The 14093-nt window shown below is 34.1% G+C and carries 16 protein-coding genes and 1 pseudogene; all 17 read right to left on the reverse strand.

Annotated elements, in window-relative coordinates:
• Positions 1 to 74: 74 nt before the first annotated feature.
• The 17 genes and pseudogenes from H8S00_RS03790 to tsf all read right to left on the reverse strand — a co-directional run bounded on the left by H8S00_RS03790 (position 75) and on the right by tsf (position 14071).
• Positions 75 to 560 (reverse strand): DUF6560 family protein, encoded by a 486-nt coding sequence (locus tag H8S00_RS03790; RefSeq protein WP_004843350.1) that lies wholly within the window; start codon positions 558 to 560, stop codon positions 75 to 77.
• 86 nt (positions 561 to 646) lie between these two features.
• On the reverse strand, positions 647 to 1030 hold the full coding sequence (locus H8S00_RS03795) for a YdcP family protein (RefSeq protein WP_004843349.1): 384 nt from the start codon (positions 1028 to 1030) through the stop codon (positions 647 to 649).
• A gap of 15 nt (positions 1031 to 1045) precedes the next feature.
• Positions 1046 to 1372: a YdcP family protein gene (locus tag H8S00_RS03800; protein ID WP_004843348.1), complete on the reverse strand. Its 327-nt coding sequence runs from the start codon at positions 1370 to 1372 to the stop codon at positions 1046 to 1048.
• A 234-nt stretch (positions 1373 to 1606) separates the two neighbouring features.
• Positions 1607 to 4651, reverse strand: coding sequence for an SrtB-anchored collagen-binding adhesin (locus H8S00_RS03805; RefSeq protein WP_009273766.1), 3045 nt, complete (start codon positions 4649 to 4651; stop codon positions 1607 to 1609).
• 375 nt (positions 4652 to 5026) lie between these two features.
• A complete protein-coding gene (locus H8S00_RS03810; protein ID WP_118588814.1) occupies positions 5027 to 5482 on the reverse strand; it encodes a GNAT family N-acetyltransferase in 456 nt (151 codons plus the stop codon).
• 109 nt (positions 5483 to 5591) lie between these two features.
• Positions 5592 to 5849 (reverse strand): hypothetical protein, encoded by a 258-nt coding sequence (locus H8S00_RS03815; protein WP_118588813.1) that lies wholly within the window; start codon positions 5847 to 5849, stop codon positions 5592 to 5594.
• Between the two features lie 54 nt (positions 5850 to 5903).
• A complete protein-coding gene (locus H8S00_RS03820) occupies positions 5904 to 6806 on the reverse strand; it encodes an AAA family ATPase (RefSeq protein ID WP_118588812.1) in 903 nt (300 codons plus the stop codon).
• Positions 6807 to 6847: 41 nt separating this feature from the next.
• Entirely contained in the window at positions 6848 to 7399 is a 552-nt protein-coding gene (locus tag H8S00_RS03825) for a hypothetical protein (RefSeq protein WP_118588811.1), read from the reverse strand.
• A gap of 175 nt (positions 7400 to 7574) precedes the next feature.
• Positions 7575 to 8021 carry a hypothetical protein gene (locus H8S00_RS03830; protein WP_186840012.1) on the reverse strand — a complete coding sequence of 149 codons (447 nt, stop codon included), beginning with the start codon at positions 8019 to 8021 and terminating at the stop codon, positions 7575 to 7577.
• A gap of 161 nt (positions 8022 to 8182) precedes the next feature.
• A complete protein-coding gene (locus H8S00_RS03835; protein WP_186840013.1) occupies positions 8183 to 9133 on the reverse strand; it encodes a hypothetical protein in 951 nt (316 codons plus the stop codon).
• A 119-nt stretch (positions 9134 to 9252) separates the two neighbouring features.
• Complete coding sequence (locus tag H8S00_RS03840) at positions 9253 to 9786, reverse strand: hypothetical protein (RefSeq protein ID WP_118588808.1); 534 nt, start codon at positions 9784 to 9786, stop codon at positions 9253 to 9255.
• Positions 9787 to 10128: 342 nt separating this feature from the next.
• A complete protein-coding gene (locus H8S00_RS03845; RefSeq protein WP_243053003.1) occupies positions 10129 to 10815 on the reverse strand; it encodes an endonuclease/exonuclease/phosphatase family protein in 687 nt (228 codons plus the stop codon).
• 550 nt (positions 10816 to 11365) lie between these two features.
• Complete coding sequence (locus H8S00_RS13785; RefSeq protein WP_243053001.1) at positions 11366 to 11551, reverse strand: sortase family protein; 186 nt, start codon at positions 11549 to 11551, stop codon at positions 11366 to 11368.
• A complete protein-coding gene (locus H8S00_RS13790) occupies positions 11551 to 11946 on the reverse strand; it encodes a class B sortase (RefSeq protein WP_243053000.1) in 396 nt (131 codons plus the stop codon). Before H8S00_RS13790 ends, H8S00_RS13785 begins: the two co-directional genes overlap by 1 nt.
• 115 nt (positions 11947 to 12061) lie before the next feature.
• A complete protein-coding gene (locus H8S00_RS03855; protein ID WP_158576791.1) occupies positions 12062 to 12508 on the reverse strand; it encodes an MSCRAMM family protein in 447 nt (148 codons plus the stop codon).
• Positions 12486 to 12621: pseudogene (locus tag H8S00_RS03860) on the reverse strand (ParA family protein); the annotation flags it as partial. The gene H8S00_RS03855 and the pseudogene H8S00_RS03860, both read right to left, overlap by 23 nt.
• Positions 12622 to 12973: 352 nt before the next feature.
• A complete protein-coding gene (gene tsf / locus H8S00_RS03865) occupies positions 12974 to 14071 on the reverse strand; it encodes a translation elongation factor Ts (protein WP_021952693.1) in 1098 nt (365 codons plus the stop codon).
• Positions 14072 to 14093 lie beyond the last annotated feature (22 nt).

Raw genomic sequence — 14093 nt, forward strand, 5'->3', positions numbered from 1 at the left:
CTGGGTATGAAAAAAGCAGTCAATCCTAAGACTAACTGCTAAAATAATATAACTGTTTATTTGGGCGAAACGTATTAGAGTAAATTTTTCTCTTTTAACATTTCAAGAAATTCTTTATATCCAACACAGTCGCAAGAAACTGTACAAATTTTTTTGTTTCCTACAAATATTTTCAATCCTATTTGCTCTTTTTCTGTGCAACGGGAAATATCATTAAATGAAATTTCTCTTGTTCTTCCAACAGCAGGAGTAATACGCAAATTATTTCCGTCAATTACTACCTTATGTCTTTTTAATGCCCACGCACAAAATTCAATCAATAGAACAAAAATAGCAAAAACAACAGAGTGTCCCACCGTATTATCAAATCCCATGAACAATCCTAAAGCTATTGCAATTCCTACCATTATCAATGAACAAATATGACATACTGTTTGATAGGCGTGTGATACAAAAACAGTATTTGTGAATTTTTCTTTTTTAGTTGCTTTTTGTGTCTTATCTAATACGAGAGATATAATAGGGACAACGAATACAGCAAATATAATAGCTCTTATCATAAACAGCACTCCTTATAATTAAATTTTTCATACCCATATTATAACAGTTTTATATATCCGCTACAACGAAAATCTATTCAGCAAGCCTATTTTTTCGGCTGTCCCTGCGGTGTATGGTTCTGTGGACTGCCTACGTTTTGATTGCCTTTATTCTTCAATACAATATCCTCTGCCTTTACATACCAGTCCACATCTGCACCCGTATAGGTCTTTCTTGATACCGTATCGGCTACTGGATTGACAAGCTCCACAACTGCATTGTACGGAAATTCTCTTAACGGTACTTCTGGCGGTACAGACACGGGGATAATTCCACCATGCAAACTGCACTTCAAATCATAGATACGCTTTTTAAGCTGGGTACTCGGTGTCCCGTCCTCATTCTGTAAGAACACATCACGCACCGCTGTAAATTTTAATTCTCCAAATGTTTTCTCTTTGTCAATAACAAACCCGTTTGATAATCTCATAAATTCTTCACTCCTTTACTTTTCTTCAACTGCTACAATATCATCAGCAACTAACACATAATCGGTATGTCCCATATCCCCGATTGCATAACCTCTGCCGTATAACTTCGGATTGACAAGTTTTACTTTCTGTTCATACTTGAACTTTTTTTCGCCAGCCTGCACGGGAATTTCTACCACAACATTTTCGCCTTTCTGTACGTCAGAATAAAGGTTATAGCTTCGTCTTGCTAAGACCCTGCGGTTATTTTTATCTCTTTCAAAGACTGGCTCACTTTCGCCTGCAAATTCAAGAGTTCCAAAAGACTGTACCATATCTGGCACGACATATTTCATTTCCATATTGTTTTACCTCGTTTCTTTCTATTTTTGATAAATTGATTGTGATTTCTTATTCTGGCGGTTTGGGAAGTACCAGCAATCCCACAGATAGTAAAGGGTAAAATCAATGCTTACGCACCCTTGACTATCCGTGTTCTTGCAGGTTGTTGGCAGACAAGCCAGAATAAGCGGAAGTCTGCCGTTTGACAACTTCGGCGGAGAGCGTGATTTTTCTTTTCTCATACCGTTACCGCCTTATGATTTTTTCATTTTACGGCGTTTGTAGAAGAAGATACCTGCCAGTCCAGCACCAGAGGTCAAAAGAAGTGCAAGCAGTCCGTAAAGGTTTGTGTTATCGCCCGTTTTGGGACTGTCGCTCGGTCTGTTTGGCTTTTCTGGTGTCGGTGGTGTTTCGGGTTTCTCTGGTTCTTTTGGCTTTTCCTTAAAGGTAATCGTCTGTCCCTTATCCTCAATATCCTTATGCTCGGTAACTTTCTTCGGATCGTCTGGATTGCTTAAATCGTACAATTCTTCAAAAGTTACAAGCTGTTTGCCGTCAAGGGAAGTAGCGTCAAGGGTAAAGGCAACTTCCACTTTCATAGTTTCGCTGTCAGCAGTAAAAGTGTAATCACTTTCCACACGTTTCCCATTGATAAGAAGCTCGGCATTTTCTTTTTTCAACATCTGCCAGCCCACAAGTTTGTACTGTGTACCGACTTCTAAGCCCTCTAAGGTTACGGTATCAATGATTGTTACCTCTTTTCCAGCTTCAAGCTCTTTGTTGCCGTCCTTATCGGTAGCAGTCGTATGAATTTTGATGATACGCTCTGTGATAAGTACGGTCTGCCCGTCGTCCTCAATGTCTTTATGCTCCGCAACTTTCACGGGTTCGTCTGGATTGCTGAAATCATACAATTCTTCAAAGGTAACAAGGTTCTTGCCACCTAAAGCAGACGCATTGAATATATAGGAAATTTCCACTTTCATTTCTTCATCATCAGCGACAAAGGTATAATCGTTTTCTACACGTTTCCCGTCAATGATAAGCTCGGCGTTTTCTTCCTTTAACATCTGCCAACCTTTCAACTGATACTTTGTGCCTTTTGTAAGCCCGTTTAATTTGACAGTATCAACGATTGTTACCTCTTTTCCTGCAAGGATAGTTTTTTCGCCGTCCTTGCTGGTCGCTGTGGTATGGATAGAGATTTCTTTTTCGTATTCATCAGTCAACGTTCCTAAATCAATCACAAGGTTATTTCTTGATACCACGATTTCAAAAGGTGGGATAAGTTCAAAGCCTTTGTTACTGTCGCAACGCATTTCTTCAATGATGTAGGTATCATAAGGTAATGCACCCTTGCTGTCGTCTGGTTCAGAAGTTCCAAACCACACACCGTCCTCGCTGGTCTTGCCTGCGTTGGTATTGTGCTTATGCGAAGCCCATTCAGAAGAAGTGGAAAACTGCCCGTTATCATCAGTTACAACTATATGATTTTCGCCCGTTGTCTTGCTTGTGATCCTAAAAGGAACATCAGCAAGACGCTTGTGTGTGCCTGCACCGATTTTTACACCCTCAATATCTCCACGCTTAATCTGATTATAGATAGAATGGGCTTCGTCGGTTAAGTCCACGATTTTTCCATTTTCTGTGATTGTAAAATCAATCGGTTTTGCACCGTCTGTCAAATATCCGTCTGGTGCTTCGCTCTCAACGATACGGAAGTTTCCATAAGGTAAAAGGTCAGCAGAAGTAGAAGCGATACCCTCAATATCGGTACGAATTGTCTTTACCACTTCATTTTTCTTATAGAGCTTGCCCTCAACCAATACTGCATTATCATTTAAGGAAATGATGTCAAAGGCAGTATCTTTTAAAGTTGCACTTCCTTGTGGTTTGGTATCGCCCGTTTCTAAATCTCGTTTCTGAATTTTCACACCGCCACGGATAACCTTATCTGATACGGAAAACTGGTTACTTCCAGATAATACGGCAAGGTCGCCGTCCTCGGTAATCTGTGTAAGGTATAAGTCTTTTATCTGTTCGGACTTATCGCCAGCCTGCATATATGCACCGTCTAACAAGTATCCGTTTGGAGCTTTTGTTTCTTCAACGGTTAGCGTTCCAAGTGGAAGAACCGCTTTACCGTCCTGCATATAGAAGCTATCGCCAGATACTTTGTATGCGTCCGCAAATTTTGTGATGTAGTGGGTTGACCCGTCGCTGTCTGTTTCAGCGATTGTCTTTGTAACCCATGTACGAGTAGCTTCGGCAGGGAGATTGTCTTTATTATAGAAGCCTGCATAATACTTCCATGTAAATTCCGCACCTGCTAGAGAAGCGTTCCCCTGCGGATTGTCTTTCTGTGTTTCCATATCAATCTTGAAAAGCTCAATCAACGTGTCCGTTACTTTTGGTGTATCAGATACTTTCAAAGTCGCTGTTTTTCCAGCTTCAACCTTTAAGGAATATATAGTTTTATCTACTTTATATCCTGCTGGTGCGGATAATTCCTTGATATAGACTGTGCCTGCTTTTACCTCTACAACATCTGTATTTCCGTTTTCATCAGTCGTAAGAGTGGCAAGCTGTTTCGTGCAGTTCTTATCAGAAAAGACACCGTATGTTGCACCAGCGATAGAGTAATTCCCGTTACCGTCTGTAATGCTGGTATTACTGGTAGCCTTTTTAAGTTTCGCATTTCCGATATTTAACTTCGCCCAGAATTGCCCCAATTCCTGCCCCTCGCCAGAGTAGATATAACCGCCACATTCATAACGTCCTTTATTTTCTTTGACAAAGGCTCTTGCACCAGAGAAAACTTCGTCCTGCGTTGCCTTTGGAATTTCATCATAAGAAGCTCTCACGTTGTCGCATTGCCAGCCAAGATGTACGCTCAATCTCTGCCAGACAACAAGCTGTCTTAAAAGGTAGGCGTGATTGTTGCTTATTCCGCTGTGGCTGTCTGTGTACTGTTTCACATATTCGATAGATAAGGCAACGTCGCTTATCTGGTCGGCACTCATACGGGTGCTTGCGTCAATTCTGGTCTTGTAGCCATTCCTAAAATCTGTGTTAATGTCGATACAGTAAGCGTCCTCGCCCTCGACGGTCAAATGTCCCTCGTTAAAAGTAGAACCAATCGAACCGTCATTCATTACTTTTTCAACGATACCGACACGCTCTTTTGACTCCGTCCAGTATTGCTTGCTTTCTGCATGAACGGGTGTCGTCGGTAAAGTAGTAACGACAGTTGCAAGAGCTAAGAAGCCAGTACACAATCGTTTTAACATCTTTTTCATAAATCTAATGCTCCTTTCATTTTGGGTAATAAAATAGCCGTCCAATAAGAACGGCTGGAAATAGAAAAGGAACGTCATGTTAGGCGTTCCATAGTCTATAAGTTATTCAATTTTTTCTTGTTTCAATACTGATGTGTTGTACCATATCTTTGCATATCTAGGAAAACTTGCGTATCAAGGCTCATTCGTTAGTAGTAAATAAGTAGTAAATTGATGTGTTTGTTTCCTTGAAAATGCTGATAGATACTGTGTTTTAGCGGATAATCAGATTTTTATTGTGTTTTTATTGTTAAAACTTTATCCAAACAAAAAAGACAACCTTCTGCCATTCCTTAATTCCTTTCTATGTTTTTTCTATTATTAATGCATGATTATTTAAACAAAAAATTCACTTCCTTTTGTAATAATATTTTTCTTTAAAACATGAATTATTGCGGATTTAATAATCCTCATTGTTACTGTCTCTCCTTCTTCAGACACATACCTTTTAAATCCTAGCTTTATTAATAATTCTATTGTTGCTATATTATCTGTAAGAGTAACAACATATATTTCTCCCTTTTTTATTATTTTATTGTCTATTGATAAGCCTTCTGTAAAAAACAAATTTATAATTTCTATGCACGCTTCTTTTGCATAGCCTCTTCTTCTTTCTGGTTTAGATATATAAAATTCTATTTCAAAATTAATTTCTTTGTGAAAACCCACATATCCTATAAAATCTTTTTTGTTCTTTCTATATATGGAATAGATACATTCACAGTTACCTTTTCTTTCAAAATAATTTCTAAACTCTTCTAAATGCTTTTCTTTGAACTCAAGACCCGTAATTTTCGAAAATTTCCATCCTGTCTGAGCATTTTTATAAACGCTTCATCATCTCTGGAATTTTTTCCCGGAATAAGATATAAGCGACTCGTTTCTATAATTTTACCTGTATTCATAATTGTTTATCTAATAACTCCTGAAGTTCTTTCTTTGTCTCTGCCCTATTATGTATTGTAAATTCTCTACTATGTATATCTGTAATAGCCCGCGCCTGCTCCTTATCAAACCCATACTTTTCTAGCTTTTCTATATAATCATTCAAATTTTCAGATGTATCAGCTAAATACATAACTTGATTATGATGTTCCTGCGCCCAGACGACCGCTTCTAAAATTGATATTCTTCCATTATTGTTACTATTTGTTTTCATATAATATCATAACCTCCAGCCATTTTATGATTAAACAATATATGCTATTTCTTTTTACTTTTCTTCTTCAAGCAAACTTTCAGGTTCATTCTTAATTCTGTTCAAAGTTTTCAGCTCTTCTTCTGTTAACGTTTTTTCAATTACAATAGGAAATTTTTGTTTTTGTACTTTCAAAAAAAGCGTATCCATTATCGAACATTTTCCACAATTATGGGGACCTAATAATTTAAAATGTCCTATTTGTGGTGGGTAATTCCAACCTGCATCAAATGCTTCCTGGGCTGTGCAAAAAACCTTTGTGCCACATACTTCGCAATAATGCCAAAACGGACGTGTATTCATGCTTTCAATCAATGCTAATCGCTGTTCCCTTTTTTCTTTATCTTTTTTCAACTTTTGTGCTTCTTCTTCAAGGTCTTTATATGCATTCTTAACAATTTCATAATTGGGAGTATCCATACGCAACCTTATATCCCCATCTATAACCTGATATATTTTATTAAAACCTTCAACAGGATTCGGAAATTCTATTTCATTCTTTTGCGCTTTAATCTCAGAGACATTTAATTTTCGTTTGTTTATGTATTTTTCCCAAACTGAGTCCGTTGGACACATTACATAAACTTCTATATTTATATTTTTTATCGCTTTTCGAATTGCATCAATGTATGCTATTCTACGTTTTGTTTTATATAAAGTATGCTCTACCACTACATTCTTTTTTTCTTTTAATGCTTCAATAATATCAACTAGAATAGCCTCATTCGCATTCTTTAAACATTCTATTTCTTCCATAAAAGAAATGCATCCAAATTCTTCCATTTTTTTATAAGCTGCTTGCTGATAATCATACACATTCAGGATTATTGTATTTTTATCTTCAGAAAAATGATTTTTAATAAATGTTGTCTTACCTGAAGCTGCAGCACCTATAACAAATTTAACTGTCCTACTCATAAAATTCTCCTTTAATATATTTTTCCCGTTTAGTTTCCTGATTACTTATATTTTTCTATTTTTGGCTTTCCAACATATTCAATATCTAATAGTTGATTAAATCCATCAAAGAAATAGGCATTGTTATTCACTAAAATTGTTCCCCATAAGCTTGAAGGAATATTCTCTTTCTTCTCTATGAATATTCCCTGTGGTTCTACACTCCAACTACCGGCTTCATACGCAATCAAATCTTCGAAGGAAATAATTACGCTTTCTTTGTACCTCATATGCTTAATTTTAAATTTAAAGTCCTTTAATTCCAATTCAGGATATTCACAATATGAATATAACGGAGCATACTTCACAAGCAATTCGCTATTACATTCGCCAAATCTATATGTTCTGTTGCGACTAATATTCATTCCTTCCCAAAAGGATGGTATGTAATGCTCATTTCCCTTAGGGTGATCCCTATTATATCTTACTAATATTCCATCGTTTCCTGTGTTATGAATTACATCAAAATAACCATATAGGTCGTTAAAACTAAGCGCAACTTCATTCCTTGTTCTCTTATCGATTAATACAAATTGAAACTCATCTAACCGCATCTCATCATTTTCCTTTAATATATGTTAATACACAACAATATTTTTTATTAGTTACCTGTAACTATCCACAATTTTCTACAATGTAGGAGCCATAATTCATATATGTCATTGTGGTCCTACATTATATACTTTGAGTTGCGGAGCATTGTTTTTTGACTTTTGGTTTATATAATTTTTATCCAACTCTAACTATTGCTCCACCTAACGATTTAACAATAATTGTTCCAAACTCTTCGAACTCAATCTCATATATTCCATTCTTTAATTTTTCTTTATCAAAGTTATAAACCATAGCATACAAATATTTTCCTTCTGGTCTTTCAAACGGCCAATCTTCTTCATTTTTACTTACATATAGTAATGATAACATTCCAAAAGAATCTTCTACTGCATGATAAACTATTCCCTCATATGTTTTTTCAAATTTCTTTATTATTTCTGCGTACTTAGGGATATAGTCAATAGTATCAATAGAACCTACCATACCCCCTGCTGTCAAATAAGAATAGTAAACTTTGCCCTGTTCAAAATATTTAACAAGATTTGGATTTAAGTCTAATGATGATGTTAAATTTTTAAGCCTACTAACTGCCTCTTCTTTCATTTTTTCTCTCTTATCCATATTTTTTCTCCTTATTTTTTAATCTATGTTAAATTAATTATACTTTTTATTATCTTGATATTTGGACATAAATCTTTATTTTTCGGACATAAATCTTTTTATAACATAAAAGACACCTCATTTTGAGATGCCCTTTACAGATAAATTTTGTCTATTTAATTTTATACCTCAACATCAAATTTCTTCTTTATGATTGTTTTCAATGTCTCTAACATTTTTTCGCAATACAACAGTTTTTCTGATTGACTACTACTTCCAAAAAATTCCTCACATTTTTTAATTTCCTCCCGTACTTCTTCTCGAGAATTTCCTAAATCGAACTCTAATTTTTCTTTTACTTTATTATATAAATTATAATTATTTTTCGCTATTTCATATGTACAATCAAAGAATCTAAGTTCTTTGCAATTTTGATACCATATATCTCCATATTTAATTCCCGGATAACTGCCTTCATATATTATTATATTGAATGGTGATATTATTTCTTGCCATATACTATATTGAACTGTAGAATCATCAAATATTTCTTTTATATTCTCTTTTATCATCACTAGATGATTTTGATAACATTTTCCTTGAAAATTTTTGCTATTAGGTACATAATTAAAAAAATCTGATGTATACATAATTTCTATCAACTGCGCGAGTAACGAATATATATATTTAATTTCAAAACAGTATGGAATTTCCTCATTTATAGGTGTTAGCAATGTTCTTCCAAAAATCTTCTCTACCTTCCTCAAAAATAGATAACAGGTTTTATCTGATGCCACTAAATTAGGACTTCCTTTTTCTTTATTATTGATAATCCTATTATGTATTCTGTATATTTTCTTTCGTTTCTGCTCTTTTACACGTTCTAATTCTTTATCGCTATACAAGTCGACATTTTGAATAACTTCTCCTATGCCCACAATTTCTCCGAATGATGCAAAAAAATCTGACTTCGTCTCTATTTGATCTGTATTTGATTCCATATATTCCACCAGTAGATCACAATATTCTTCCATGTCATAGTCTACTTTCTTAATCTTTCCCGCTTCCTTAAAGCAAAGAGGTCTGTAGAAACCTCCTTTTTTAATATCTTTGTAAATATTATCTTTTTTCATAATCACACCTACTTTCTTATATAAATATCACACTGTTAATAAATATAAATTTTATACTTTATTAAAAATATTATATCTCTATTGTGTTCTTTTGTATTTAAGTATGTACCATCACATATTTAAATATCTAATTCTTCCATCTTTATTATCTCAGATTCGACTGCTAAAATTTTCATTTTATTTATACACTTTCTTTTTTGTAGATATTTAGTAGTACTTTGGTTTCCTCCTCTTTTGTTTAAAAAATAATTAATAAGAGCGTTCAAAAAAACCGTATCTGATATATCTTCTGCTGTAATATTAGAATTTTTTTGCTTTTGAGTTTCTGATAAATCTTTAGCAATATCATATGATGTGAATAGCTGTTTTCCAAATAAATATTCTTCTGCAAACTTTTCATTCTTTAACAAAATCTGTGAAAAACTTCGTAAAGCTTTCCCTGGTGTAGTCAATTCTAAACTACTTTTGAGTAAAATAACTAATTTATTGCTTTTTATTTCCAGAATATTTATCTCTTTTGAATTGTTTCTTTGTGAGCATACTTCATTGTATTTTTCTGCTGATTCATATAAAAAATCCTTGTACTCCACTAATGATTTTGGGGGTTGTGGCAACGCAAGTTTTAACCCAACTCTGTATTCGAAATATGTCATTTTATTTATTCTCCTCTTTTCACATTTTTTAATATTGTCCGAAAACATAAATCGTAATGATGATTTTTTGTTTGTTTTTTTTTATTACATTCATTATTATAATAAGAAACATTTTATTCATTATTACTGTAACGAAGGAAGTTAAAATATTCACTGGATTTACAAGCAATTTCACTTCATAATCTGTCGCTCTTGATTGGTTCATATATTTATAAATCAATCTTTTAACGCTTTCAATATCTTCAGGTGTTAGTTTATTAAATTCAGTTTTATAAAACTGCTTTAGAACTTTTTAACTCACATCTGCTTCCTCCTATCCACCTAATTAAAATGTTATTAATATTAAATAATTGTTGCTTTTATTATCGCATGATCTGGCTTACCATTTGGCTTATCTGCAGATTCCTTCGTAACATTTGAATATCTTGATTGATTAATAAAATTCCAATCATAATTTACTGTAATCGATCGGTCACTAATATTTGTAATCAAATGATCTAATTGAATTTTATCTCCATTCTTGTGAACAAAGGAATACCACTCCCCTTCCGTATATATTGGAGTATACAAACTATAACCTTTTTTCATTGATTTATTTAATGTTGTATTTTTAGGTGTTGACCATAAATTTCCCCAATACGCATTGTAATCGCCTATACATAAAACATCATGATTTTGCTTAGACAAATAATCATCCAAAGCCTTAAATTGATTCTTTTTATAATCCATATTTTCATTGTTTATATCCACTTTAATTCTTACACCAATTATTGATAATGGACGACCATTCCACATAACCTGTATTTCATATAAATTCGGTAAATTATTTCCTGTCAAAACTTCATCACCTGTTTTTACAGTAGGCTTATTATAGTCAAAAGTTTCATCAAAATTAAATGTTTTATACTTTAGGGCAATTAAAATTCCGTTAAATTTTGTTGTAGTTGAAACAAACCACTGATAACCATTTTCTTCCAATTTACTGATATAGTAATCAAAACCTTTCGCAATAACGAACTCAGTTAACACAATACAATCCGGTTATTCATTGAGTATTTCATCAATTACCCAAGGTAAAAGATTATAACCATTATTACTTGGAATTGTTGCTGACATTCCTATATTCCATTCGTATATTTTCATTTTTTTCGCCTTTCTTTTCTTATATAAATATCACTTCGAAATATTTCATTTTTTGCTTCCGTTCTTAATTATTATAGTTCTTTTTATTTCTATTTCAAGTTTTTTTTCAAAAACACAAAACAGAATATAGAGAGGCTAAAATAACATTATCTAAAGAAGAGATTTACAATTTTTTATCAGGATATTATCCCCACCATCTAACACAGAGAGAAATTTCAAAAATGTTAGGAATACCGTTTAGAGAAGTAATAGCCTTCACACAAGCTATGAATTATTACTATCACGCATGTAAAAGTAACACTCCATCTTTTCAAAATTTCATATCTGATGCAGACGTGGTTGAAAATATTTTCAAAAAGTAAAATTCTTTCTATACCCCTATTGGTGTATTTTATATAATTATCTATTTCACTTTCTAAATCCGATACTTTATGTTCTACACACATTCAGACATAATATTTCTCCCAATAACCACAATTCTCCAATCATCCCCTCTTCCATTATCACAAGTAGACAACATTAATATTTGTCCACCATACCTAGGCTTATCCCCAGTTTTCCACAAACTCTTCTCTGCCACCTTATCAACAAACTCTTCATACTCCTCCTCATTCCCTGCCATTACAGATTCCAATACTGAAACTCATATACGTTAACACTCATCACTGCAAACACTTCATACTCTCTCTTTTTATCCGTTATAAAATATATCTTCCTGTGCTTATTAAAAAACTCCTTATCCTTATACCGTTCTAATGCTCCAAACATTTTTCCACCATTTATGTTATGACCGTAAATAATCAGATTGTCCGATTTGTTCACATCACAGTATGCACTTAAATAAGGTGTTCCATAAAAACTGTAATTTCTGTTAAAATCATGGTTTAAATAAAAATCCGGATTATCCTTTGTCTGCATCACAGGATAACTTATGGTTGTTCCCGGTATTTCCACATAACCTATGCAGTCCTTGTTTTTCTTTACAAGACCATTTACATCAGACTTCTTTTCTGTCACACTTTCCTGTATGTTCTTAAATTCATTCTCATACTTTCTCTCTGCTCTTTTTTCCTAAAAAAAAAGGACAGCTGCAATCACAGCCATCCCCAATAAAAGAAGTATCAGAGATATTTTAATTATTTTCTTCATCGTCCTTCTCCTTTTTGAAATTGTATTTTAACTTGTCCTTTGCTCTTACGCATGCAAAACATCCAAGTGCAAGCAATAACGTAATAAGTGAAACCACCATTCCTGCTGTCTTTCCATTAATGCCTGTCTGTGGTGTGTCAGGTACCACAGGGATTCTTTCATCTGTAACTGTAAGTTTCTGAACCTTTCCTGTGTCCTTAATTCTTATTTTTTTATCCTTTGCAACCTTATAGTGTTCCGGTGCATCCACTTCCTTAAATGTGTAGGTTTCTCCTGCCTTAAACATGCCTTCTATGAATTCTGCTTTCTTTCCAGTTGTAAACTCATATACCTTCTTGCCCTTGCTGTCATATACCTTGTACTTTGCACCACCAAGCTGTTTCTTTGTGTCTGATGCAATCTTGTTGCATGCTACCCTGTGGGTCTGCATCTATTAACAGAACTCTCTTCCCCTTTCTTACTAATCCAATACCTAAATTAACTGTTGTGGTAGTTTTTCCTACTCCCCCCCCTCTGGTTTGCTATTGCAATTACCTTACACATTTCTTTCTTCCTCCTTATACATTTTTTAGAATGAGAACTCATATCGGCTCTGATTATTGTGTTACATTTTCGTCTTACTAAAGAAACAGGAAGACTTCGCATCTAATTTGGTTGAACCAAAATTTTCCCAAATCAAACCAAAATAAACCAAAATTCTACGATAAGACGTGATAATTTATAATATTTTATGAATTTAAGATATTTTGCATTTTCAGGATTCAGAAAGCAAAAAAAATCCCTCAAACATACTAAAAATAGTACATTTAATGGATTTTCTTCTCTATAATGTGGGTTTTCACCCGTTATAAAATAGAATTCTTTTTTATAAAATCAAGTTATGATAACTTATGATTTATTTCATCTGTGCAGCTACTTCTTCAGCAAAATTCTCTTCTTTCTTTTCAAGACCTTCACCTGTTTCAAAACGAACGAATTTCTTAAGTGCTACTGTAGCGCCAACTTCTTTTGATACTTCATCAAGATACTTAGCAACTGTCTGCTTTCCGTCTGCAGCCATTACATATGTCTGGTCAAGAAGGCATACTTCCTTTAACTGCTTTGATACACGACCTTCTACTAAACCATTGAAAATCTTGTTTTCCATGATTTCTGCTTTGTCGTTCATAGCGATTTCTGCTACTGCTGCCTTTGCTTCTTTTGAAAGGAAGTTGAATAAGTAATTTAAGTTACTCTTCTTCTCTTCATAAATAGCAATATCTTCATCGCTCCAAGCCTTGCTTTCTACAGCCTTGTTGAGTAAGTTCATTAAAATAGGCTTTGGAAGTGTATCAGGCTCGTTTAATGCGCTGTCAATTGTGATTTCTCTCATCTTAGCAAGTTCATCTGCAGAAATATCATTTCTTGAGATGTACTGTGGGTTCATAGCTGCAATCTGCATAGCAATTGTCTTAATTGCTGCTGTTACAGCATCATTTGCAGGAGCATCAGCTTCAACTAATACACCAATCTTTCCACCTGCATGAATGTATGATGAAATAACACCTTCTGATTCTAACTTTTCAAATCTTCTAATGTTCATGTTTTCACCGATAACAGCGATCTGTGATACTAATTCATCCTTAACAGTCTTAGCAGGATCAAGAATCCAGGCTTCGCCTAATAATTCTTCAACATCTTTAGCGTCTGAAGCAACAATCTGCTTAGCAACATTACCTACGAATGTCTGGAACTTTTCGTTCTTAGCAACAAAGTCTGTTTCTGAGTTAACTTCTACGATTGCAGCCTTACCGTCTTCTACTAATGTATAAACGATACCTTCTGCAGCGATTCTGCCAGACTTTTTAACTGCTGTAGCTTCACCTTTTTTTCTTAAAACTTCAATAGCTGCTTCCTGATTACCATCAGTTTCAACTAAAGCGTTTTTACAAGCCATAACACCAGCACCTGTTAATTCTCTTAATTCTTTTACCATTGCTGCTGTAATTGTCATAATTCTATTCCTCCTGAAATCT

This window comes from Eubacterium segne, from assembly GCF_014287775.1.
Taxonomy (GTDB): Bacteria; Bacillota; Clostridia; order Lachnospirales; family Lachnospiraceae; genus Eubacterium_G; species Eubacterium_G segne.

Bases quoted from the DNA above. Each gene is read 5' to 3' on its own strand.
- H8S00_RS03790 (WP_004843350.1), bottom strand. From the start codon at position 560: ATGATAAGAGCTATTATATTTGCTGTATTCGTTGTCCCTATTATATCT.
- H8S00_RS03835 (WP_186840013.1), bottom strand. From the start codon at position 9,133: ATGAAAAAAGATAATATTTACAAAGATATTAAAAAAGGAGGTTTCTAC.
- H8S00_RS03795 (WP_004843349.1), bottom strand. From the start codon at position 1,030: ATGAGATTATCAAACGGGTTTGTTATTGACAAAGAGAAAACATTTGGA.
- H8S00_RS13785 (WP_243053001.1), bottom strand. From the start codon at position 11,551: ATGGCAGGGAATGAGGAGGAGTATGAAGAGTTTGTTGATAAGGTGGCA.
- H8S00_RS03830 (WP_186840012.1), bottom strand. From the start codon at position 8,021: ATGGATAAGAGAGAAAAAATGAAAGAAGAGGCAGTTAGTAGGCTTAAA.
- tsf (WP_021952693.1), bottom strand. From the start codon at position 14,071: ATGACAATTACAGCAGCAATGGTAAAAGAATTAAGAGAATTAACAGGT.
- H8S00_RS03855 (WP_158576791.1), bottom strand. From the start codon at position 12,508: ATGCAGACCCACAGGGTAGCATGCAACAAGATTGCATCAGACACAAAG.
- H8S00_RS03800 (WP_004843348.1), bottom strand. From the start codon at position 1,372: ATGGAAATGAAATATGTCGTGCCAGATATGGTACAGTCTTTTGGAACT.
- H8S00_RS03805 (WP_009273766.1), bottom strand. From the start codon at position 4,651: ATGAAAAAGATGTTAAAACGATTGTGTACTGGCTTCTTAGCTCTTGCA.
- H8S00_RS03820 (WP_118588812.1), bottom strand. From the start codon at position 6,806: ATGAGTAGGACAGTTAAATTTGTTATAGGTGCTGCAGCTTCAGGTAAG.
- H8S00_RS03825 (WP_118588811.1), bottom strand. From the start codon at position 7,399: ATGCGGTTAGATGAGTTTCAATTTGTATTAATCGATAAGAGAACAAGG.
- H8S00_RS03840 (WP_118588808.1), bottom strand. From the start codon at position 9,786: ATGACATATTTCGAATACAGAGTTGGGTTAAAACTTGCGTTGCCACAA.
- H8S00_RS03815 (WP_118588813.1), bottom strand. From the start codon at position 5,849: ATGAAAACAAATAGTAACAATAATGGAAGAATATCAATTTTAGAAGCG.